This is a genomic window from Streptomyces sp. NBC_01750 (genome assembly GCF_035918095.1).
GTDB lineage: Bacteria > Actinomycetota > Actinomycetes > Streptomycetales > Streptomycetaceae > Streptomyces.
On the sequence record NZ_CP109137.1, the window covers coordinates 3,643,736 to 3,663,925 of the forward strand.

A 20,190-nucleotide genomic window follows, 5' to 3' on the forward strand; every position below is an offset into this window, starting at 1 on the left:
ATCGCCGCCCGACGCCGTCAGGTGCCGGCGCAGTAGCTCATCAGCTGGTCGTGGTTGGTCTTGAACTGGTTGTAGAGCGCCACGTTGTCGATCTTGAGCAGTGTCTCGTCGTTGGAGCGGAGCGCCTGATACGAGTAGTTGTGACTGCCCGTCCAGACCAGCTTCTTGCCGGCCACCCCGTCGTATGTGCCGCTGACCATCAGGTACTTGGAGTGCAGACCGATCTTGGCGCCCGACGGCGAGTTCTCCCAGCACTCCACGCGCTTGGTGAGCTTGCCGGAGATGATGCCCTCCACGGTCTTGCCCAGCGAGCCCGGCGTATCCGCCGTTCCCGGGTTCCCGTCGTGTGCAAGGCTCACGGAGCAGCCGGCGCCCACGAGAGAGACGAGCTTGGTGGCGACCTCCTTGCGGTAGAAGAGGTTGGCCGCCATCCGTACTTCGGTGCCGCCGGCGCAGCCGACCTTGTCGAGGATCAGCTTGACGGTGTCGGTGGCGGCGTCGCCGTCGAACTGGGTGCCCGCGGTTTCCTTGCGCGGGAAGAAGTACGCCTTGTACGGGCCGCTCGACGGGGTCTGGTAGTAGTCGCTCAGACCGCTCGATGTGCCGTACTTGAGCAGGTCGGCGAAGTAGGCCTGATAGATGCCGTAGAGCCCGGAGTCGACGATCGTCACCGCGTTGTTGAAGAGCTCGGTGCGCTGGAGGCCGGTCATATTGGCCGAGGCCTGTACGACCACATTGTCCGCGCCTCCCACCCGGGAGAACAGGAAGATCTTGTTGTGGTTGATCGCGCCGTCGTCGCCGGGCAGCTTCCGGCTGCCGATGCAGCCGCGTCCGGCGGGACAGGCGTAGACCCACGAGGTCTTGGTGCGGTCGGTGCCCAGTCCGCCGGTGAGCGTGGCGTACTCGTTCCCGTCCGTTGTCAGGGTGGTGTGGTCGAGGATCACCCGGACCGAGACGCCGCGCTGCTTGGCGGCGACCAGCGCGTCACTGACGACATCGTCGGTGAAGTTGTACATCGACACCGTGATCGAGGTGCCCGACTGGGCGTCATTGATCAGGTTCACGATGTGGTCGCGGACCTTGTCCTGTTCGGCGGTGGTACCTGCCGGGTTGTTGAAGGTGGCGGTCGTGGTGACGGCGAGCGCGTCGGTTCCCGCGGAGGCGGTGGCCGTGGAGAGCGTGGCGGCGGACAGGAGCGCGGCGGTGAGGCCCAGAAGCCATCTCGTGTGGCGGCGCAAGTGGCTCTTCCTTTCATTATTACGCATACATGACAAATCAGACAGCGGGGTGCGCCCGTGCGCACACAAAAGAAGGCGGGGGCGCGGGGCCTTTCGGCCTCAGCGCCCCCGCCCCGATCTCCGAGCCTGAAGGGTCGAACGTATCAACCTCGCCCTGGTGAAGGGCAGTTGACCCCCGGTCGGCTCACCCGGTCCCGTTCCATTCGCGCGTACGCAGCGGCAGCCGGGAGTTGCCGCTCTCCGGCGTCCTCACGGCCAGGATCTGGTTGACCCCGATCCTGTTGCGCTCGAAGGAGATCGCGCAGGCGGCCATATAGAGCCGCCAGACACGGGCGCGGCCAGGAGTGCTCAGCCGCACCGCCTTGCGCCAGTTGGCCTCCAGGCCGGCAACCCAGTGGCGCAGCGTGAGCGCGTAGTGCTCGCGGATCGACTCGACGTCGCGGACCTCGAAGCCGGCTTCCTCGAGCGTGCCCACGGTACGGCCGAGCGGGGCCAGCTCGCCGTCCGGGAAAACGTACCGGTCGATGAACTCGTCCACCTGGTAGGTGGATTCGTCCCTCTCGGGACGGCGGGCGATCTGATGGTTGAGCAGTCGGCCGCCGGGCTTGAGGAGCGAGAAGAGCTGCTCGGCGTACTCGTGGTAGCGGACCTCACCGACGTGTTCGGCCATACCGATGGAGGAAATGGCGTCGTACGGACCGTCCCTGACGTCCCGGTAGTCCTGAACCCGGATCTCGATCCGGTCGGTGAGGCCCTCTTCGGCGATGCGCTTGCGGGCGAAGGCGGCCTGCTCATGGGAGAGGGTGACGCCGATTGCCTGGACGCCGTACTCGCGGGCGGCATGGATCGCCATGGCACCCCAGCCGCAGCCGACGTCGAGGAGCCGGTCCCCCTCCTTCAGGGCGAGCTTGCGGCAGATGAGGTCGAGCTTGTCGCGCTGAGCGTCTTCGAGACGGCTGTCCTCGTGCTCCCAGTACGCACACGAGTAGACCATCGACGGCCCGAGCATCAGCGCGTAGAAGTCGTTGCCGACGTCGTAGTGGTGGCTGATGGCCTGCTTGTCACGGCGCTTGGTGTGCAGCGGCCCCACGCGCCGCCGGACTTCCTCGGCGGGCGGGGGCGGCGGCGGCAGCGTCCCGCCGATCTTCAGCAGCCCGCGGGCGGCGGCGCGCAGCCGCGGGTCGCGGAGGGCGTGGACCCGGTCCTTGGTCTCGCCGCCGCGCTCCCACAGGACCCCTGCGAGCAGGTCGAGCGCGGTGTACAGATCGCCGTCCACATCAATCTCCCCGGCCACCCAGGCCCGGGCCAGCCCCAGCTCTCCCGGCCGCCACAACAGCCGGCGCAGCGCACGCCGGTGCCGGATGACGAGAACGGGAGTGCCTGGCGGCCCGGACTCGCTGCCGTCCCAGGCCCGGATGCGGACCGGTAGCGGGTCGCCGAGCAACTCCTCGGCAAGAGTGGTCAGCCGCAGCGCGGCGTCGGCCATGGCGCACACCTCCGTGACGGTGGATCCCAGAAATGCTGCGCACCACGCCCCGAAGCTGCGCGGTGCACTCCAGAGAACAATCCGACCACCCTGCGCGCTTCCCGACATCACGCAATGCCCGAGCAAATCACCTGCATGCCACACATACCCGTCCGGACGACGGGCCGGCTGCCTGAGGCCCTCCGCAACGGAGAGGTGTACCGCGCACGCCGAAGGGGCCGCCCGCACCACGGATGGCGGGCGACCCCTTCGGGGCAGGACGTGTTGCTGCGGCTAGGAGGCCTTGGCCTTCTCGGCTTCCGCCTTCTGCACTTCCGGCTTCGGTACGGCCGCCGGTGCCGGCTTCGCAGCCTCGTAGAACTCCTCGCGCGGCGTCTCCATCGCGCCGAGGGAGACGACCTCACGCTTGAGGAACATCGCAAGCGTCCAGTCGGCGAAGACGCGGATCTTGCGGTTCCAGGTCGGCATCGCCATGCCGTGGTAGCCACGGTGCATGTACCAGGCGAGCCGGCCCTTGAGCTTGATCTTCACCTTGCCCATGACGATCATCGCGACGCCCTTGTGCAGGCCGAGACCGGCCACCGCACCCTTGTTGGCGTGGCTGTACTCCTTCTGCGGGAAGCCCCGCATACCGGAGATGACGTTGTCGCCGAGGAGCCGCGCCTGACGCAGCGCGTGCTGCGCGTTCGGCGGGCACCAGGCGTTCTCCACGCCGGCCTTGCGGGCCGCGAGGTCCGGGACCTGGGCGTTGTCGCCGGCGGCCCAGACGTAGTCGGTGCCCTGGACCTGCAGCGTCGTCGTGGTGTCGACGTGGCCGCGGGGTCCCAGCGGCAGGCCGTAGCGGACCAGCGCCGGGTTCGGCTTCACACCGGCGGTCCACACGATGGTGCTGGAGTCGACCTCGAGGCCGTTCTTCAGCACCACGTGGCCGTCCACGCAGGAGTCCATCGACGTCGACAGGTAGATCTCGATGCCGCGGCCCTCGAGGTGCTCCTTGCCGTACTTGCCCAGCTTCGGGCCCACCTCGGGAAGGATCTTGTCGGCCGCGTCGACCAGGATGAAGCGCATGTCCTCGCGCTTGACGTTCGTGTAGTACTTGGCCGCGTCGCGCGCCAGGTCCTCCACCTCGCCGATGGTCTCGGCGCCGGCGAAGCCACCGCCCACGAAGACGAAGGTGAGCGCCTTGCGGCGAACGTCCTCATCGGTCGTCGAGTCGGCCTTGTCGAGCTGCTCGAGAACGTGGTTGCGCAGGCCGATGGCCTCCTCGATGCCCTTCATACCGATGCCCTGCTCGGCGAGGCCGGGGATCGGGAAGGTGCGGGAGACCGCGCCGAGCGCGACGATCAGGTAGTCGAAGGGCAGCTCGTACGCCTCGCCGACGAGCGGCGAGATCGTGGCGACCTTGCGGTCCTGATCGATGGTGGTAACCCGACCGGTGAGCACCTCGGCCTTGGGCAGGACGCGTCGCAGCGGTACGACGACGTGCCTCGGCGAGATGCTGCCGGCGGCGGCTTCGGGGAGGAAGGGCTGGTACGTCATGTACGAGCGCGGATCCACGACCGTGACGGTCGCTTCCGCGTAACGCATCTTCTTCAGAATGCGTCGAGCTGCGTACAGGCCTACGTACCCACCGCCTACAACGAGGATCCTGGGACGCTCCGTGGTGCTCATGCCATCGAGTATCCACCCCCCTTGGAGGGGGTGCTCGTGAGCCCCTTCACAAGGTCTCGGCATACCTCTGCTACACTGCCCCGCCCACGTGACCGAGGTCATGGCGCCGGAGGGGGACCACGGTGTAAAGGCAAACATTGTTCGCCCCTCGTGAGCTGGCCCCTAAGGGGCCTTCCGGGGGTGGACCACTGCCCTGGTTCACTCCCCCGCGACACTCCTGGTTCTGTCCGGAATGCGCGTGCTCGGGGCCGCCGGGCGAGCCGCGGAGGGCTTTCGACCCCCCACGGCCCCCAACATGGCCCAATTCCTTGTGAAGAACTTCACGAAGTTCGTCGCGCCGCAGTCGAAAGACCGGTCTCTAGGCGACGGACCAGGCGATCCCGTCGAGGATGTCGTGCTCGCTGACGACCACTTCGCGCGCGCCGATCCGCTCCATGATCTCCCTCAGTACCAGCGCTCCGGCGCCGATGACATCCACCCGGCCCGGGTGCATGACCCGGTACGCGGCGCGCTGTTCATGAGTGGACTCCAGCAGCGTGTCGCTGATCCTGACCACCTGCTCGTACGGGATCCGGGCGTGGTGGATCTTCGCCGAGTCGTACGAGTCGAGGCCGAGCGCGATCCCCGCGACCGTCGTCACCGATCCGGCGAGACCGACCAGGGTGCGCGCCTCGCGGAGCGGGACGGTCTCCTCCGCCACGTCGAGCGCGGCCCGGATGTCCGAGCGGATCGCGGCGATCTCGCCGGCCGTCGGCGGATCGTTGTGGATGTGCCGCTCCGTCAGCCGTACGCAGCCGATGTCGACCGACCGCGCGGCCAGCACGCGCTCCTCGCCGACGACGAACTCGGTCGAGCCGCCCCCGATGTCCACGACCAGACGCTCCTCGTGGCCGGGCAGGCCCCCGGTGGCACCGGTGAAGGAGAACTCCGCCTCCTGATCGCCGGTGATCACCTCGGGCTCGACGCCGAGGATGTCGAGGACGCCGCGGACGAACTCGTCACGGTTCTCGGCATCACGCGAGGCGGAGGTGGCCACGAAGCGGAGCTTCTCGGCACCGTGCTCCTTGATGACGGCGGCGTACTCGCGGCAGGCGGCGAAGGTCCGCTCCAGCGCCTCGGGCGCGAGCCGTCCGGTGCGGTCCACGCCCTGGCCCAGCCGGACAATGATCATCCGCCGGTCCAGGTCGACCAGCTCGCCCGTCTCCCGGTCCGCGTCGGCGACGAGGAGGCGGATGGAGTTCGTACCGCAGTCGATGGCGGCGACCCGGGTCACTCCTTGTCCCCTTCTTCACCGGACGCGACGTCCCCGTCTTCACCGGACGCGACCTCTTCCCCGGGCGCGACCTCTCCGCAAGGCGCGACACAGGGGCCCTTGCGCCACCACTCGGGGAGCAGGGCGATCGCCTCGTCGCCCAGCGGGTTGACCCCGGGGCCGGCCGCGAGCGAGTGGGCGACCAGCACGTGCAGGCACTTCACCCGGTCGGGCATGCCGCCCGCGCTGGGGAAGCCCTGCAGCACGTCGATGGCGTCGCGGCGCGCGATGTAGTCCTCGTGGGCGGCGCGGTATGCGGCAGCCAGCTCCGGGTCGGTCGCGAGACGGTCGGTCATCTCCTTCATGACGCCGTTCGCCTCGAGCGTGCCGATCGCCGACGCGGCCCGCGGGCAGGTCAGGTAGTACAGCGTCGGGAACGGTGTGCCGTCCGGGAGCCGCGGAGCGGTCTCGACGACATCCGGCTGTCCGCACGGGCAGCGGTGCGCGATCGTGCGCAGACCGCGCGGCGGACGGCCGAGCTGCTCCTTGAACGCGGCGATGTCCGCGTCGGTCGGCGGAGTGGGGTCGGTGGTGGGAGGGGGCGTTTCCATGCCTGCCTTGGTTCTACTTGACTGCTTACTTGCGGTCGGCGTTGTCGACGCCGTCCCAGACGTTCGAGTACCAGGGGCGGTCCGCCGCCCCTTCGTCGGTACGGCGGCGCTCGGCGGCCTCCGGGTCGACCACCGTGTACCCAGTCTCTCCCGGAAGCACGAAGTGCAGGTGCTCGCGGGCCAGCCGCTCGACGTACCTGTCGTCCTGGAGGCGCGCCTTCTCGTCCCTGAGCCGCTCGACCTGCTGCTTGGCGTCGCCCATCCGGCGCTTCTGGTCGGCGATGTCGGCGCGCTGGGAGACGTACTGACGCATCGGGTACGCGAGCGCTACGACCAGCGAGCAGATCACCAGGGTCAGAAACGCCGCCCGGCCGGTGAGCCGGGAGCGGCGGTCCTGCCGGCGGTTCTGGGAACGGTAGACGCGAGCCGCGGTCTGCTCGCCGAGCACCCGCAGCCTGGTCGCGGTGGAGAACCGGTCCTGGTCCCCTTTGCGTGCCATGGTCTCGCCTCCCCTTTACGCGCATACGTCCCCGGACACGGTACGGGACCGCGACCGGGGACGCTTGGCTTCACTACGCCTTTGCGACCCATTCACTTCTCTGGATGCACAGGGCGAACGGCAGGGCCTCAGCCGGTGATCAGCCCTTGAAGCGCGGGAAGGCGGAGCGGCCGGCGTACACCGCGGCGTCGTCGAGGATCTCCTCGATACGCAGCAGCTGGTTGTACTTGGCGACGCGCTCGGAGCGGGCCGGGGCGCCGGTCTTGATCTGGCCGCAGTTGGTGGCGACGGCCAGGTCGGCGATGGTGACGTCCTCGGTCTCGCCGGAGCGGTGGGACATCATGCACTTGAAGCCGCTGCGCTGGGCGAGCTCCACGGCGTCCAGGGTCTCGGTCAGCGAACCGATCTGGTTCACCTTGACGAGCAGGGCGTTCGCGGCGCCGTCCTCGATACCGCGGGCCAGACGCTCCGGGTTGGTGACGAACAGGTCGTCGCCGACGATCTGGACCTTGGCGCCCAGCTTGTCGGTGAGGACCTTCCAGCCGGCCCAGTCGTCCTCGAAGAGCGGGTCCTCGATGGAGACGAGCGGGTAGGCCGCCACGAGCTCCTCGTAGTACTCGGTCATCTCGGCGGCGGAGCGGGACTTGCCCTCGAACTCGTACAGGCCGTCCTTGTAGAACTCGGACGCGGCGACGTCGAGCGCGAGCGCGATGTCCTTGCCCGGGGCGTAACCGGCCTGCTTGATGGCCTCGAGGATGAGGTCCAGGGCGGCGCGGTTGGACTCCAGGTTCGGCGCGAAGCCGCCCTCGTCGCCGAGGCCGGTGGAGAGGCCCTTGGTCTTCAGGACGGACTTGAGGGTGTGGTAGACCTCGGCGCCCCAGCGCAGAGCCTCGGAGAAGGACTCGGCGCCGATCGGCGCGATCATGAACTCCTGGATGTCCACGTTGGAGTCGGCGTGCGAGCCGCCGTTCAGGATGTTCATCATCGGAACGGGCAGCAGGTGCGCGTTCGGGCCGCCGAGGTAGCGGAAGAGCGGCAGGTCGGAGGCCTCGGAGGCGGCGTGCGCGACGGCGAGGGAGACGCCGAGGATGGCATTGGCGCCGAGGGAGGACTTGTCCGGAGTGGCGTCCAGGTCGAACATCGCCTGGTCGATCAGGCGCTGCTCGGTGGCGTCGTAGCCGACGAGCTCCGGGCCGATCTGCTCGATGACGGCGAGGACAGCCTTCTCCACGCCCTTGCCCTGGTAGCGGTTCTGGTCACCGTCGCGGAGCTCAAGAGCCTCGAACGCACCGGTGGAGGCGCCGGACGGAACAGCAGCACGGCCCGTGCTGCCGTCGTCGAGGCCAACCTCGACCTCGACCGTGGGGTTGCCTCGGGAGTCCAGGATTTCCCGGGCTACGACGACGTCGATGGACGGCACGAGCATCTCCTTCTGGGATGTGACGCTGAGAATGCAGGGTCTCTTGGCCTTGCGACATGAGCCTAACCGGCTCCACGGCATCGGCCGGCCGTTGCCCGCCCGCTGGGACGAAAAACGGCGCGAAGACTCGCGACGCAGGACAAACAGCACGTGAACTACCTGCGGGTAACGCCACGAGGGCCGGCGGAGAGACCCGCGGCCACCGGTACCGGCCGGGGACAGACAGAGCCCCGGCCCGGCGCGTACGGGGGAAGACGCGCCGGACCGGGGCGTTCAGGACCCGGGGGTCAGCTCAGGTGGAGCTGCTGGCCCGGGAAGATCACGTCGGCGCGCTCGACGATGTCCTTGTTGAGGTCGAACAGCTTCTTCCAGCCGCCCTTGACCTTCTGGGCCTCGGCGATCGTGCCCAGGGTGTCGCCTGCCTTCACCTTGTACTCGCCGTCACCCTTCTTGAAACCCTTGGCGGCGGGCTTCGCGGACTTCACCGGGGCGGCGGGGCGCTCGGAGCGCGTGGTGGGGGCCTCGGCGCGCTTCGGGGCGGGCTGCGGGGCGGGCTGCGTGGTGCCGGAGTCGGCGGAGCCGCCGTCGAAGGGGGTGTTGGACAGGCCGACGCCGCAGTTGGGCCAGGCACCCTTGCCCTGGCCGGCCAGGACCTTCTCGGCGACCGCTATCTGCTGGGACTTGGAGGCCTGGTCGGCGGAGGAGGCGTACGCCGTGCCGCCGTACGCGGCCCAGGTGGAGGCCGAGAACTGCAGGCCGCCGTAGAAACCGTTGCCGGTGTTGATGGACCAGTTGCCGCCGGCCTCGCACTGGGCGACCTGGTCCCACTCGGAGGCGGTCGCGGCGGAGGCCGAGGTGGCGCCCATCAGCGGGGCGGCGACGACGGCACCGGTGACACCGGCGAGCGCGGCGATGCGGGCAGTCCGATTCAAAGCGGCCGGGCGGCGGTGCTTGCTCTTGCTGGAAAACAGCATGGAACGACTCCTCACCGACGCCTGCGAGGTGAGCTGTCGGGTTCGGGCCAAGTGAGTTGCCCGGCCGCGCGTCGTGGCGCGACTTCACCCCAAGCCGGTCCGTGGGCCGTTGCGTACTGCTCTCAACGGCCGGGCCCGGCGCTTACCTTGGGTCCCCCGCTCCTGCCTTCGGCGCTCTGTGCGAACGACTGCTCCCCCCGACCGGCGGCAGGATTCGGCGTGACGGTCAGTGGTGCCCGCGGTGGCGAGCGGTTCCGACCGTAGACACAGCTCTCCCCGATGTTCAAAGACGAACATCGGGGAGAAATCGCCCATTCCGCCACTCAGGGAACTCTCGTTTCCGCAGGTGAGAAGCGGAACGACCCAATCAGGGGGGCGAGATATACCAGTTGGGACAAAGAGACCCATGTCTCACTTGGTCAAACTCGGACATATATCCGCGAACTGCCGCTACCTCAGATCCAGATCGAGGCTCTGGCCGGGGTGGATGAGGTCCGGATCGATACCGACGGTCTTCCGGTTCGCCTCATAGATCGCGGACCAGCCACCGGCCAGCTTCTGCTCGTCGGCGATGGCCCACAGGCTGTCGCCGGGGCGGACGGTGTACTCGCCGGGCACGGCGTCCGCCTTGCCGGTCTTGTCGGCCTCGTCACGTGCCGCACTGTCACCTCGCGAGGCATGGCGGCCGTCTTCGCGCTGATTGTCCGTATTGCCCGGCTCTGTCTCCTCCGGAGTGCCACGGTGCTTTCCGGTGCCGCTGTCGGCGCCGGCGTCCTGCCCCGCGCCCGGGTCCGCCGACCCGGACGGCTGGGTCGACGCCTTGGGGGTCGCCGGCGCGGAGGGGTCCGCGGACGGCTCGGCGGACTCGGCGGCCCCGGCGGAGGGCTTCGCGGTCGTGGCCGACTGCGAGGGAGCGCTCTGCCCCGGCGACGGCAGGGCGCCGGGGTCGACGCCGGTCGCGGCGCCGTCGTTGGTCAGCCCCGCGATCAGCGAACAGGTGGCCCACGCCTGGGGACCCTGCGCGTCGAGGACCTTCTCCGCGACCGCGATCTGCTGGGAGCGGCTCGCGAGGTCGGCGGTGGGCGCGTAGGCCGTCCCGCCGAAGTCCTGCCAGGTCTCCTGGGTGAACTGCAGACCGCCGTAGAACCCGTTACCGAGGTCGGCACTCCACATGCCGCCGCTCTCGCACTCCGCGACGCGGTCCCACGTGGCGGCATCGGCGGCGGAGGCCGATCCGGCGCCGAGCAGCGGGATGGCGATGGCCGATCCCGTCACTCCCGCCGCGACGACGATGGCCGGAGCCTGGCGGGGTCGGCGGTGCCGTCCGTTCCCGGAGCGCATGCGGTTGCCTTTCGCGTGACTACAGACGTGACAACAGCCATGTCTGCGGACCCTCTGCAGACGTGACTGGTGGGACGACGGTGAACGTAGCCGCATTCGAACGTGAGTCACAAGTCGATGCAGCGGAGATCACGTGAAAGTCACAGTCTTGACGCACCGTCAGATTCGTCGAGGTGTGAACTCAACGGGCAGAGTGCGCAATCCGCGCATAATGAGCCCCCCACGCCACCGCAAATCATCCGGATCACCCGCAAGCCGCAAGTCGGGCATCCTGCGGAGCAGCGTCGCCAGTGCCGTCTGCCCCTCCAGCCTGGCGAGCGGCGCACCGAGGCAGTAGTGGATGCCGTGCCCGTACCCGAGATGCTGGTTGTCGCGCCGGGAGAGGTCGAGAGTGTCCGGGTCCGCGAACCGCTCCGGGTCCCGGTCGGCCGCGGCGAGCACGACGAGTACGGGGTCACCGGCGGCGATGTCCTGTCCGCCGATGCTGAGCGGCTGCGTGGCGAACCGCCAGGTCGCGAGCTCCACCGGCCCGTCGTACCGCAGCAGTTCCTCGACACCCGTCTCGAGCAGCTCACTCTCCCCCGCCGCGAGCGAGACCTGGAGCCGCTCCCGCTGCCCCGGATTGCGCAGCAGCGCGTACACGCCGTTGCCGATGAGATTGACCGTCGTCTCGAAGCCCGCGAAGAGAAGAATGAAGGCCATGGCCGCGGCCTCGTTCTCGGTGAGGTGCTCACCGTGGTCGCCGGCGCGGATCAGACCCGAGATGAGGTCGTCGTCCCCGCCTTGCCCCAGGTCTTCCCTTTTGCGGTGGATGAGTTCCGCGAGATAGCCACGCATCTTCTTCACAGAACGAGCGACACCGCCGCGCGGCCCGCCGCCGTGCCGGATCATCATCCCCGCCCAGTCACGGAAGTCGTCCTGGTCCTCGCGGGGGACGCCGAGCATGTCGCAGATGGCATAGATGGGGAGCGGGAACGCGAACTCATGAATGAGGTCCGCCTCCCCCTTCTCCGCGCTGTGCTGATTTTCGAAGATTGTGTCAATGAGCCGGTCCGTCAACTCCTGCACCCGCGGCGCGAACTCGGCGACCCGGCGCGGGGTGAACGCCTTCGACACCAGCCGCCTCAGCCGGGTGTGGTCCGGCGGATCGATGTTCAGCAGATGCGTCATCAGCTCTGCCTTGCGCTCGCCCGGGATGCCCGTCTTCCCCTTGGCGTGCGCGGGCTCGGCATGGTGCACCGGGTTCTTGGACAGCCGCTGGTCGGCAAGCGCCTGCTTGGCGTCGGCGTACCGGGTCACCAGCCATGCCTCGACCCCGCTGGGGAGCCGGGTGCGGTGTACGGGAGCGTGCTCACGCAGCCAGGCATAGGCGGGGTAGGGGTCGGTGGCGAACTCCCAGGTGAAGAGTTCGGGGGCGGGTGCGGCGTCATTCACGCCCCGACGTTATCCGGCTTCGCGACGTTGTCCGGCTTCGCGTCCAGTGCCTGCGGTGCGCCGGAATGCTGGGGGTCACGCCTACCGCTTGACCCGTCCACGGACGGCGAGAACGGCAAGTCCGAGCAGTACGGGCTCGGCCAGCCGCGATGCCATCTCGGTGTAAGTGCCGACGGTGGTCAGGTCCCGGCCCGAGGAGCGAAAGACTACTGAGTTCACCACGATACGCAGGGACTTCTCCCACCGATCGGAGGTGAGCCGGGAGGAGAGCGAGCCGGTGGGGTTGAGCGGGTCGGGCCTGTCGGTGGTCAGTGAAATGTCCTGCCCGGTCACCCGTCCGGTGGTGGCGGGCTTCGGGTCGTCCGCCGGAAGCCCCCACAGCATCATGACCAGCACGGTGGCAGCCATGGAACCGAGCAGCCAGCCCAGCGCGCGCGACGCCCGCAGACCGTACCCGGACATCGCCCAGTACAAAGCCAGCAGCGCGCGCTCGGCACCGGGCCGTTGGTGGTCGTGGCGTCGCATCTCCATCTCGCCGTAATAGAAATCGGCGGCATCCGGCTCGTTCTTGCTGTCCTCAAAGGACTTCCGCAGCTGCCGGTACACCGGCGCCAGTCCCGCCGGACCCACCACCTCCAGCCCGGCCGGCGCCGCCGTCCACCCCGACCGTCTCCGTGCGGCACGCCAGTGCTGCTCCTCGGCCAGCGTCTGCCGTGCGGTCCACCGTGCAAGAAGCACACCATGCCTTCGCAGACCGGACGGGGCGGGCGCAAGACGGCATTCCCCTTCCAGCCGCAGCTGGTCGAGGTGCACTGTGCCGGACAGCAGGCAGGCGCTGAGGTCCACGTCGTGGAGCACCAGGTGCGCCGCGTCCGCTCCCCGCAGGGACGCCATACGTACCCTTGGATCACTGCTGACCAGATCCTCCTCTGCCAAGGCTGTTCCGGCCGTATCGGTGAAGGGGGCGGTCCGAGCGGTGACACTCAGCGGATACTCGAATACCGCGTCGCTGAGGTCGACAGTGGCGTATCTCAGCCGAAGGGCTGCGGTGGAGTCCCATCGCGTTCGCCGGCACTCGAGGCGGGTTGCTGCTGCCTCGACGGTTACGGGGCTGCCGAACCGTGCTCCGGACAGGCCGAGGGCTCCCTTGCAGACGAGGGGGCCCAGCTGCGAAGCCGTCTCGAACGTCGCCCCGTCGAAGCCGGCGCGGGCGGAGAACATCGCCCGATCGAAGCCGGCGCGGGCGCAGAACGTCGCCCCGCCGAATCGGGCGCGGGCGGAGAACGTCGCCTCATCAAAACCGGCGACGCCGGAGAACGTTGCCCTGTTGAACCTGGCGTCGGCGGAGAACGTCACCTCGTCGAACCCGGCGTAGCCGGAGAACGTCACCTCGTCGAACCCGGCGCCGTCGGAGAACGTCGCCCCACTGAACACGGTGTCACCGGCGAACGTTGCCCTGTCGAACCTGGCGTCGGCGGAGAACGTCGCCCCACTGAACGCGGCGTAGCCGGAGAACATCGACTCGTCGAACCTGGCATCGGCGGAGAACGTCGCCCCACTGAACACGGTGTCACCGGAGAACGTCACCTCGTCGAACCCGGCGCCGTCGGAGAACGTCGCCCCGCTGAACCTGACGTTGCCGAGGCGGGGTTGTCCGGTGGTGGGGTCCCGAAGCGCGTCCAGGAGTTGCTGCAGCAGGCTCTGTGAGATGGAGGTGCTGCGGTGATCAAGGTCGCTGCCGGGCGCCAGGGCGCTGAGGTAGGTGGCCCGATCGGCGTTCGTGAGGTGAGCGAGACATGCGTCGTACGGCTCTGCCTGACGGCCGCGGCAGCCGACCGGGTCGCTGGTCGGGTCCGCACCGCGTGCGCAGTACGGCCAGGTCGGCGCAGACAAGGAGGGCGGTGTGCCGGTGGTCGTCATGTCCGCTGGGACGTTCCGGGCCGATGCCCGGTTGCCGCAGGCGGTCGACCGTTCCCGGCTGGTCGGCACCGGTCCCTGGCCGGCACTCCAGGGAACCCGGCGGCATCAACACGGGTCCGCCAGGGCCTGAGTCCCTGGAACCGCAGGCAGATGAATCCGTCGGTGGCCCCATGTCGGCACCCCCGCGGCACCACTGCCCGGCAACGGGACTACAACGGGACTACAACGGGACTAACCGACATGCCCCTCCGCCGCGCGGATCGCATCCCGGTAAGCCCGGGCGGCGGCGCGCAGCGCGGCTTCCGGATCGGTGCCGACCGCCTCCGCCTGGATGGCGAGGGCCAGCAGCTCGTACCCGATGCCCTCTCCGACGGGCCGCGCCACGCTCAGGCCGGCGGTACGGACCCGGCCCGCGAGCTTCGCGGCGAGCGCGAGGCCTGGCTGGCTCAGCGGCACGCCGTCCGTGACCGAGTCACGCTGCTTCTCCACCGCCTTTGTGCGGAGCCAGTGCTCCTTCACGTCCTGTGGCGTCTCGGCGCTCTCGTCACCGAACACATGCGGATGGCGGTGGATCAGCTTCTCCACGATCGTCCCGGCGACGTCGTCGACGGAGAACGGCTCGTCCTGATCCTCCTCCGCGATGCGCGCGTGGAAGACGACCTGGAGAAGTACGTCCCCGAGCTCCTCCCGCAGCTCGTCCCGGTCGCCGTCCTCGATCGCCTCGACGAGTTCGTACGCCTCCTCGATGCCGTACTTGGCGAGGCCCTTGTGGGTCTGCTGCGAGGACCACGGGCACTCGAGCCTGATCCGGTCCATGACCTGGACGAGGTCGATGAGGCGGGCGCCGGGCAGGTCGTACGAACCGGGGAGCAGCTCCAGATCCGGCATCTGCACCCGCCCGGACCCGGCAAGCCGGGCGAGCCCGTCGGTCAGGGTCCGGTCGCCCTCGCCGGACTGGACGACCACGACGGTACGGCCTCCCCCAGAGCCTTCGGCCCGGGAGGTACCCCCGGCGCAGAAGTCGACGAGCTCCTGTGCGGTGGGCGCGGCGATCTCGACCTCAACGCCCGCGTCGCGCAGATACGGCAGCTGCGGATGCCCCTCATCTGCGCACAGCACCCGGTCCGCGGCGTGCAGCGTCTGCCACGCGGGCCAGGACAGCAGCCCGGGCGCGACGCGGTGGCTGGCGGTCAGCAGGACGATACGGCCGGAGGCAACGGGCGCTTCTGTGGTCACCCGTCGAACCTACCTCGCACCGTTACGCGCCCGCCTCGACGGGCTCCGGCTCCTTGGTTACCTGGGTGATCCAGGGGGCCTTGTAGCTGCCGAGCTCGAGCTTCTGATTGTCCCAGGCGCCGTAGCGCGGGTTGACGTCGATGTGCAGCGCCTTGGCCGCGGCGGTGAAGGCCTGGTTGAGCTTCTGCTGACCTTCGGGGGTGTTCGTCGCGCCGAGGGAGACGGCGAGCTTGTTCACCAGGATGTCGCGGCGTACGACGCCATCGAGCTGGGCCGGAGCGACACCGCGCTGCTGCAGATACATGGCGGAGAGCTGCTCCTCGCCACCGGACTGCTTGGCCAGGGTGGCCCGGCCGTCCTGGACTTCCTTGCGGCTGACCTTGACGTCGGCATCGTCGGCGGCGCGCTGGACGACCTGGTCGACGATGAGGTCATAGAGCTTGGCGCGGCTGAGCTGCCCGCTGTCCTTGATGAGCTGGGCGGACTGCGGGGAGCGCTGCTGGGCGGCGCGTACGTCCTTCACCTTCGCCTGGACGGTGGCCACCTCGATCCGCTCGCCCCCGACGACGGCGGCGGCCCCTGGGTGCGCGTCACCGGCGCAGGCGGACAGGAGGGGCGCGGCGACGAGAAGCGCGGCGGAGACGGCGAGCGCGGTGCGACGGCGGCGGTGCAAAGGAGCCTCCCGGCGTGATTGTGCTTCGGTGCACAAGACCCTGCGGTGATCGATGGTAGGCAGTCTCAGGGGTCTGGGCCACTGATTCGCCAAACGATTCGCCTACGGTTGCGGATGCGCCCGGCCCTGCCCGGCGCGGCATGATGCCGCTTCAGCCGGCCCTCGATGGCGCACCCGAAGACATCCGTCGCTCTCCGCCTGCCCGGCGGCCGCCGCCGGTCGGGGACTGATCGCCGGTCAAGGCTGACTCGGCGGCAGCTGCCCTTCGACCGCAGGTCCGATGTCATGGGGCAGATGGGCCACAACCAGTGCGGCTGCCTCGGCCGCGGTGGCCACATCACCAATCGTCCCGGCATCCGCACCGTACACACGCCACCCTCCGTCCACCGGACCCACCATGGGCAGATCATTGGAGAACGGATCTCGCGTGCAACGGCTGAAATGGAACCAACCGTGGCTCGCGATCGGGAACAACTGCCGAAGACGCGGCTGGGCGTGAGCTGCTGCAGTCAATTCCGCGTCCGCCAGCTGCACCCTGGGGTGCTTCTCGAGCATCAAGCGCCATGCGGTCGCGACCGCATGGCCACTCAGGTGGGCCTCGGCCAGCGGCTCAAACTCAATGAAGGGCCACGTTTCGACCATCTCCTGCACTGGCTTTCCTGAACTCCAGCCGTGCACCGCGGCTGCCACGTCATTCAGATTCCCGCAGGCCCCGCTTCCAAGTTCAACGCCAGGAGCCCAGATGGAGATACGAAATACACGCTTGGTCGTTGAGTCGGCAGAAACGAGGAAGGTGCCCCGATTCGTGACCGCCCATGCGCGGATCAACTCATCAAGGTGCCCCGGCGGGGCAATCGGACCGATGGCGAAGCCTTGCTCATCAGCCGCCTTCCCCAGTGCGGCGACGAGGCCACCCGCGGCGGCGACGTCCTGATAGTGGGTCGCGTCAACAGGAACGGGAGTCTGCCCACCGCTGCCTGCACCAGCTCTGTCCGCCATCGTACCTTCCCGTCAGCTTTCGTCGCCTGGGCCGGCTTCGGGCAGCAACCCGTTTCAGCTGCCCGAAGCCAAAGGATCATTCTGTATCAGTCGGCCCAGTCAGGTCGGGTCGGCCTAAACGATTCCCCGCCGTAGTGCCAGTCCACCGAGTCGTACTTACGCTGACCTGTAATGACGGCCATTCTGAGGTTACCCATTTCCCAGGCCGTCTGGTTTCCGTGCTTCACGCCTTCTTCCCAGCCCTTCCTGAACACCGGGACCCCCCGCTCCATCAGCATGGACAACGCATGGTCACCGCTCGTGGCACCGGTGATGCCGTCCAGTGAGACCGACAGGCGTGTCTCGGGCTTCCTGATGGCGTTGCTCACCTCGACCATCCACTCAGGGCGACCGTCGCCGTCCGGGTGCGGCCGGTTGTATTCCCGTCCGGGCGTGAAGCCCTTGTTGAAGGTTCTGCCCCCGAGCTTCCTGGCGAGCGCGTCGGAGTGCTTGCCCACGCCCAGGACGACATGGTCGCAGTTGTGGACGAGGACTGGCGTGGCCCCTGCCGCCACGTAGTACGTGTGGGCGGTGTCGATGGTGAGGTTGTAGACGGCGGCCTGCTGGGTCCATGCCTGGACCGCGTCGACCTGGACCCAGGTGCCGTTGCCGGTCTGGAGCCATTGGCCGGGCTTGAGTTCGCCGGCCTTCTGCCACTTCTTCAGGGACGGCACCCAGAAGGGGTGGCCGGCTGTGGCTGTGATGGTGTCTGTGGCGCTGCCCTTGTCGCCGTCGGTGTCGACCGTGAGTCGGACCAGCTTCTTCAGGCCGCGACCCTTGATCGTGTCGGTGACTTCCTGCTTGGAGGTCTTGCCGGTCGTCGGATCGGTCGCAAGGACCTGGTCGCCGGCCTCGACCTTCTCGATCGGTTTACGGGTGCCGTCGGCCATCAAGACTCTGGTACCGGGCACAAAACTGTTGCCCGTGGCCAGCGACGCCACATCCATGGCTGTGCTCGCGCACTCCACCGCAGACTCGATCTTGTCGACCTTTTCCTCGACCTTTTCGAGCTTGTTCGCGGCCTTCGCGATCTCGTCCGCGTACTTCGCCGCCTTCGACGCCATCCGCCCGGCCTTCGCCGCCCGGACCAGCCCCGCCCCCGCGCCGCCCAGTGCCATACCGGCAACCGTCGCGACCGCCCAGGCACACGCCTCCATGTCGCCCTTGGTGACGCAGTTCTTGATGTCGTTGAAGCCCGTGACCTCGCCGATCACATTGCCGACGGTCTTCACGCCGTCCCAGACCGCGCCCCAGTCCACCGCCTCACGGACGGTCTCCACGACATTGCCGACCTGCTCGACCACCGCGTCGCGGATCGCGTCCGTCGCCTTGGCGACGTCCGCGACCACGTCGCGCGCCGCGCCGTCATCGGCCCGAACTGCCTTGGAGCAGAAGCAAGCCCAACGAACCTAGTCTCCAGGAGAGTTGAGGGGCCAGACTCGGCTTAGCCATCGAAGTCGGGACGATCTACGGGGGCGGCTTTTGCCTCCCCCAGGAGCAGCTCATCCCCAGCCGGGAAGCGGGCAGAACCGCCTTGCTCCCAGGCCACGACCACCGCTAACCCGCCCATCGGCAGCAGTACCGGTCTAACGGCCTTGGCCACGCGCCACTCCCCCTCGTAGCCGATCACGTCGCCCGGCTTGATGATGGCCGCCAGCTTGGTCGGCGTAGTCATGAGCCGTCCCTCACGAGCTTGATCTGAGCCAACGGCACTTCCCATTCCATACCGCCACCCTCCGGCCGCACGTACGCCTCACGCTTGATCAACTGCCCTTCCTCGGTGCGCTCCTCGAGCACTCCCATCAGTTCGCCCGTGCGGTGCGAGATCTTGTCCTCAACGAGCGTCCCCTTTGGGTACGGCATCTCCGCGTGACCGAGTGTCGGCATGGTCCCTGTCCGTTCTGCTGGCGGTGATCTGGCGTGTCCACCAGCGAATCGCGACAAAGGTCGCAACGCAGAGTGCCTACCTGTAGTCCTCTCTGTAATCCACAATGGAGCTATGACAGGCGGGGAGCCCATCGGGCCGATGATTCGGAGGCTGCGCAAAGAGCGTGGCCTCTCGCAAGCTGACCTCGCCCGGAAGCTGAACCACGCCGCCGGTGGAGTGGCCACCCTCGACCGCCAGCACATCTACCGATGGGAGACCGGACGTCGGACGCCTCGCGACTGGTTGCCCTTCCTGGCCGCCGCGTTCCACATTGACGTTGAGGTGTTGGAGCGCGCCACGGCTGTCGCCAAGCCACCTGACCCGGCACCCATGCCGACCGCGGCCGACTTCCTGCCCAAGGGTGACCCGCTCGCCCCGTTGCAGGTCCGAGAGGGTCGCCGTATCGGTGCCAGCACTGTTGACGACCTGACCAGCCGCGTTCACGGGCTGCGGCTCGCCGACGATGTGGTCTACGGGCGCGACCTGATCGGCCGCGCGATGCGCGAGCTACGGTCGGCCGTCACCCTGTACCGCGAATCGACGTTCACGGACGCAACAGGCCGTCAGCTCCTCTCGGCCGTGGGCGAATTGGCTCAGATCGCGGGTTGGATCGCGTCAGACGCCGGCGAGCATGAGGAGGCCGTACGCATCTACCGACTCGGCCTCTCGGCAGCGGACCAGGCCGGTGACTCCACCCTCGCGGGCAATCTCCTGGGGTCGCTGGCGTACCAGGTGTCGAACGTCGGCGACCCCCTCGAAGGGGTCGCCATGGCGCAGGCCGCAGCCCACCAGGCCGCCGACGCGCCGCCCCGGGCCCGAGCCCTGTACCTCGATCGAGTTGCGTGGGCGCACACGCAGGCCGGGCAGGCTCAACCGGCAATGCGGGCACTCGGTGCGGCAGGGGAGGCGATCCCCGACCACACGCCCGGCACCGAGGAGCCCGGTTACCTGTACTGGGTGAGCGCCGAGGAGCTTCACGTCATGGAAGCCCGCGTGTATACGGAGCTGCATCGCCCCTTGCGCGCGGTGCCGCTGCTCAATGACGCACTCGGCAGGTACGACACCAGCCACGCCCGGGAACTGGCCCTGTACCTCTCGTGGCTGGCTATGGCTCTCGCCGACGCGAACGAGCCCGAGGAAGCCGCAGCCACCGCCAGACGCATGATCCGCATGTCCACCGACGTCGCCAGCGACCGCACGGACGGCCGCACGCGGGTCGTGCTGAAGCGGCTGGCCGACTTCAAGGACCTGCCCGAAGTGGCCGACCTCCTCAGCCAGTACCCCGCCACAGCTTGAGCGCCAACAACGCCTGTTTTTGCGGAACTCCGCCTCGGCTCTGACGGCCTCTGCCAACGCGTCGTCCGCCGCCTCCCACTCCGGCAGGCAGCTGGCGACCCTACGAGCTCTTTGGGGCCCGTACGAATCTGGATGGCTTCTGAGTCAGTGCTCAGCCGCGACCCGGTCGTAAGG

General features: G+C 68.5%; 18 protein-coding genes and 1 riboswitch. Of the genes, 1 reads left to right on the forward strand and 17 read right to left on the reverse strand.

What is annotated here, in order from left to right; translation table 11 throughout:
- Positions 1 to 17: 17 nt before the first annotated feature.
- The 17 genes from OG966_RS16280 to OG966_RS16360 form a co-directional block, all read right to left on the reverse strand.
- On the reverse strand, positions 18 to 1,238 hold the full coding sequence (locus OG966_RS16280; RefSeq protein WP_326650362.1) for a phospholipase D-like domain-containing protein: 1,221 nt from the start codon (positions 1,236 to 1,238) through the stop codon (positions 18 to 20).
- A gap of 184 nt (positions 1,239 to 1,422) precedes the next feature.
- On the reverse strand, positions 1,423 to 2,724 hold the full coding sequence (locus tag OG966_RS16285; RefSeq protein WP_326650363.1) for a cyclopropane-fatty-acyl-phospholipid synthase family protein: 1,302 nt from the start codon (positions 2,722 to 2,724) through the stop codon (positions 1,423 to 1,425).
- Between the two features lie 273 nt (positions 2,725 to 2,997).
- Positions 2,998 to 4,395: an NAD(P)/FAD-dependent oxidoreductase gene (locus OG966_RS16290; protein ID WP_326650364.1), complete on the reverse strand. Its 1,398-nt coding sequence runs from the start codon at positions 4,393 to 4,395 to the stop codon at positions 2,998 to 3,000.
- A gap of 358 nt (positions 4,396 to 4,753) precedes the next feature.
- On the reverse strand, positions 4,754 to 5,668 hold the full coding sequence (locus OG966_RS16295) for a Ppx/GppA phosphatase family protein (RefSeq protein ID WP_326650365.1): 915 nt from the start codon (positions 5,666 to 5,668) through the stop codon (positions 4,754 to 4,756).
- Positions 5,665 to 6,258, reverse strand: a complete 594-nt coding sequence (locus OG966_RS16300; protein ID WP_326650366.1) for a DUF501 domain-containing protein — start codon at positions 6,256 to 6,258, stop codon at positions 5,665 to 5,667. Before OG966_RS16300 ends, OG966_RS16295 begins: the two co-directional genes overlap by 4 nt.
- A 25-nt stretch (positions 6,259 to 6,283) precedes the next feature.
- On the reverse strand, positions 6,284 to 6,757 hold the full coding sequence (locus OG966_RS16305; RefSeq protein WP_326650367.1) for an FtsB family cell division protein: 474 nt from the start codon (positions 6,755 to 6,757) through the stop codon (positions 6,284 to 6,286).
- Between the two features lie 139 nt (positions 6,758 to 6,896).
- Positions 6,897 to 8,183 (reverse strand): phosphopyruvate hydratase, encoded by a 1,287-nt coding sequence (gene eno, locus OG966_RS16310; protein WP_326650368.1) that lies wholly within the window; start codon positions 8,181 to 8,183, stop codon positions 6,897 to 6,899.
- 281 nt (positions 8,184 to 8,464) lie between these two features.
- The gene (locus OG966_RS16315) at positions 8,465 to 9,151 is read right to left on the reverse strand and encodes a transglycosylase family protein (protein WP_326650369.1); all 687 of its coding nucleotides are present in this window, start codon (positions 9,149 to 9,151) and stop codon (positions 8,465 to 8,467) included.
- A 3-nt stretch (positions 9,152 to 9,154) separates the two neighbouring features.
- A riboswitch (cyclic di-AMP (ydaO/yuaA leader) is annotated at positions 9,155 to 9,335 on the reverse strand.
- A 266-nt stretch (positions 9,336 to 9,601) separates the two neighbouring features.
- Positions 9,602 to 10,492 (reverse strand): transglycosylase family protein, encoded by an 891-nt coding sequence (locus OG966_RS16320; protein WP_326650370.1) that lies wholly within the window; start codon positions 10,490 to 10,492, stop codon positions 9,602 to 9,604.
- Between the two features lie 159 nt (positions 10,493 to 10,651).
- The gene (locus tag OG966_RS16325) at positions 10,652 to 11,926 is read right to left on the reverse strand and encodes a cytochrome P450 family protein (RefSeq protein WP_326650371.1); all 1,275 of its coding nucleotides are present in this window, start codon (positions 11,924 to 11,926) and stop codon (positions 10,652 to 10,654) included.
- An 81-nt stretch (positions 11,927 to 12,007) separates the two neighbouring features.
- Complete coding sequence (locus OG966_RS16330; protein WP_326650372.1) at positions 12,008 to 13,846, reverse strand: pentapeptide repeat-containing protein; 1,839 nt, start codon at positions 13,844 to 13,846, stop codon at positions 12,008 to 12,010.
- A gap of 231 nt (positions 13,847 to 14,077) precedes the next feature.
- Positions 14,078 to 15,082, reverse strand: a complete 1,005-nt coding sequence (locus OG966_RS16335; protein ID WP_326650373.1) for a nucleoside triphosphate pyrophosphohydrolase — start codon at positions 15,080 to 15,082, stop codon at positions 14,078 to 14,080.
- Between the two features lie 22 nt (positions 15,083 to 15,104).
- Positions 15,105 to 15,755 (reverse strand): SurA N-terminal domain-containing protein, encoded by a 651-nt coding sequence (locus OG966_RS16340; RefSeq protein WP_326650374.1) that lies wholly within the window; start codon positions 15,753 to 15,755, stop codon positions 15,105 to 15,107.
- 237 nt (positions 15,756 to 15,992) lie between these two features.
- Positions 15,993 to 16,754, reverse strand: a complete 762-nt coding sequence (locus OG966_RS16345) for a DUF6193 family natural product biosynthesis protein (RefSeq protein WP_326650375.1) — start codon at positions 16,752 to 16,754, stop codon at positions 15,993 to 15,995.
- A gap of 86 nt (positions 16,755 to 16,840) precedes the next feature.
- Positions 16,841 to 18,142 carry a polymorphic toxin-type HINT domain-containing protein gene (locus OG966_RS16350; RefSeq protein WP_326650376.1) on the reverse strand — a complete coding sequence of 434 codons (1,302 nt, stop codon included), beginning with the start codon at positions 18,140 to 18,142 and terminating at the stop codon, positions 16,841 to 16,843.
- Positions 18,143 to 18,237: 95 nt separating this feature from the next.
- Positions 18,238 to 18,468, reverse strand: a complete 231-nt coding sequence (locus OG966_RS16355) for a hypothetical protein (RefSeq protein ID WP_326650377.1) — start codon at positions 18,466 to 18,468, stop codon at positions 18,238 to 18,240.
- Entirely contained in the window at positions 18,465 to 18,680 is a 216-nt protein-coding gene (locus OG966_RS16360; protein ID WP_326650378.1) for a hypothetical protein, read from the reverse strand. Before OG966_RS16360 ends, OG966_RS16355 begins: the two co-directional genes overlap by 4 nt.
- 112 nt (positions 18,681 to 18,792) lie before the next feature.
- On the opposite strand from OG966_RS16360, the gene OG966_RS16365 reads away from it, so the two are divergent.
- Positions 18,793 to 20,016 carry a helix-turn-helix transcriptional regulator gene (locus tag OG966_RS16365; RefSeq protein ID WP_326650379.1) on the forward strand — a complete coding sequence of 408 codons (1,224 nt, stop codon included), beginning with the start codon at positions 18,793 to 18,795 and terminating at the stop codon, positions 20,014 to 20,016.
- Positions 20,017 to 20,190: the final 174 nt, after the last annotated feature.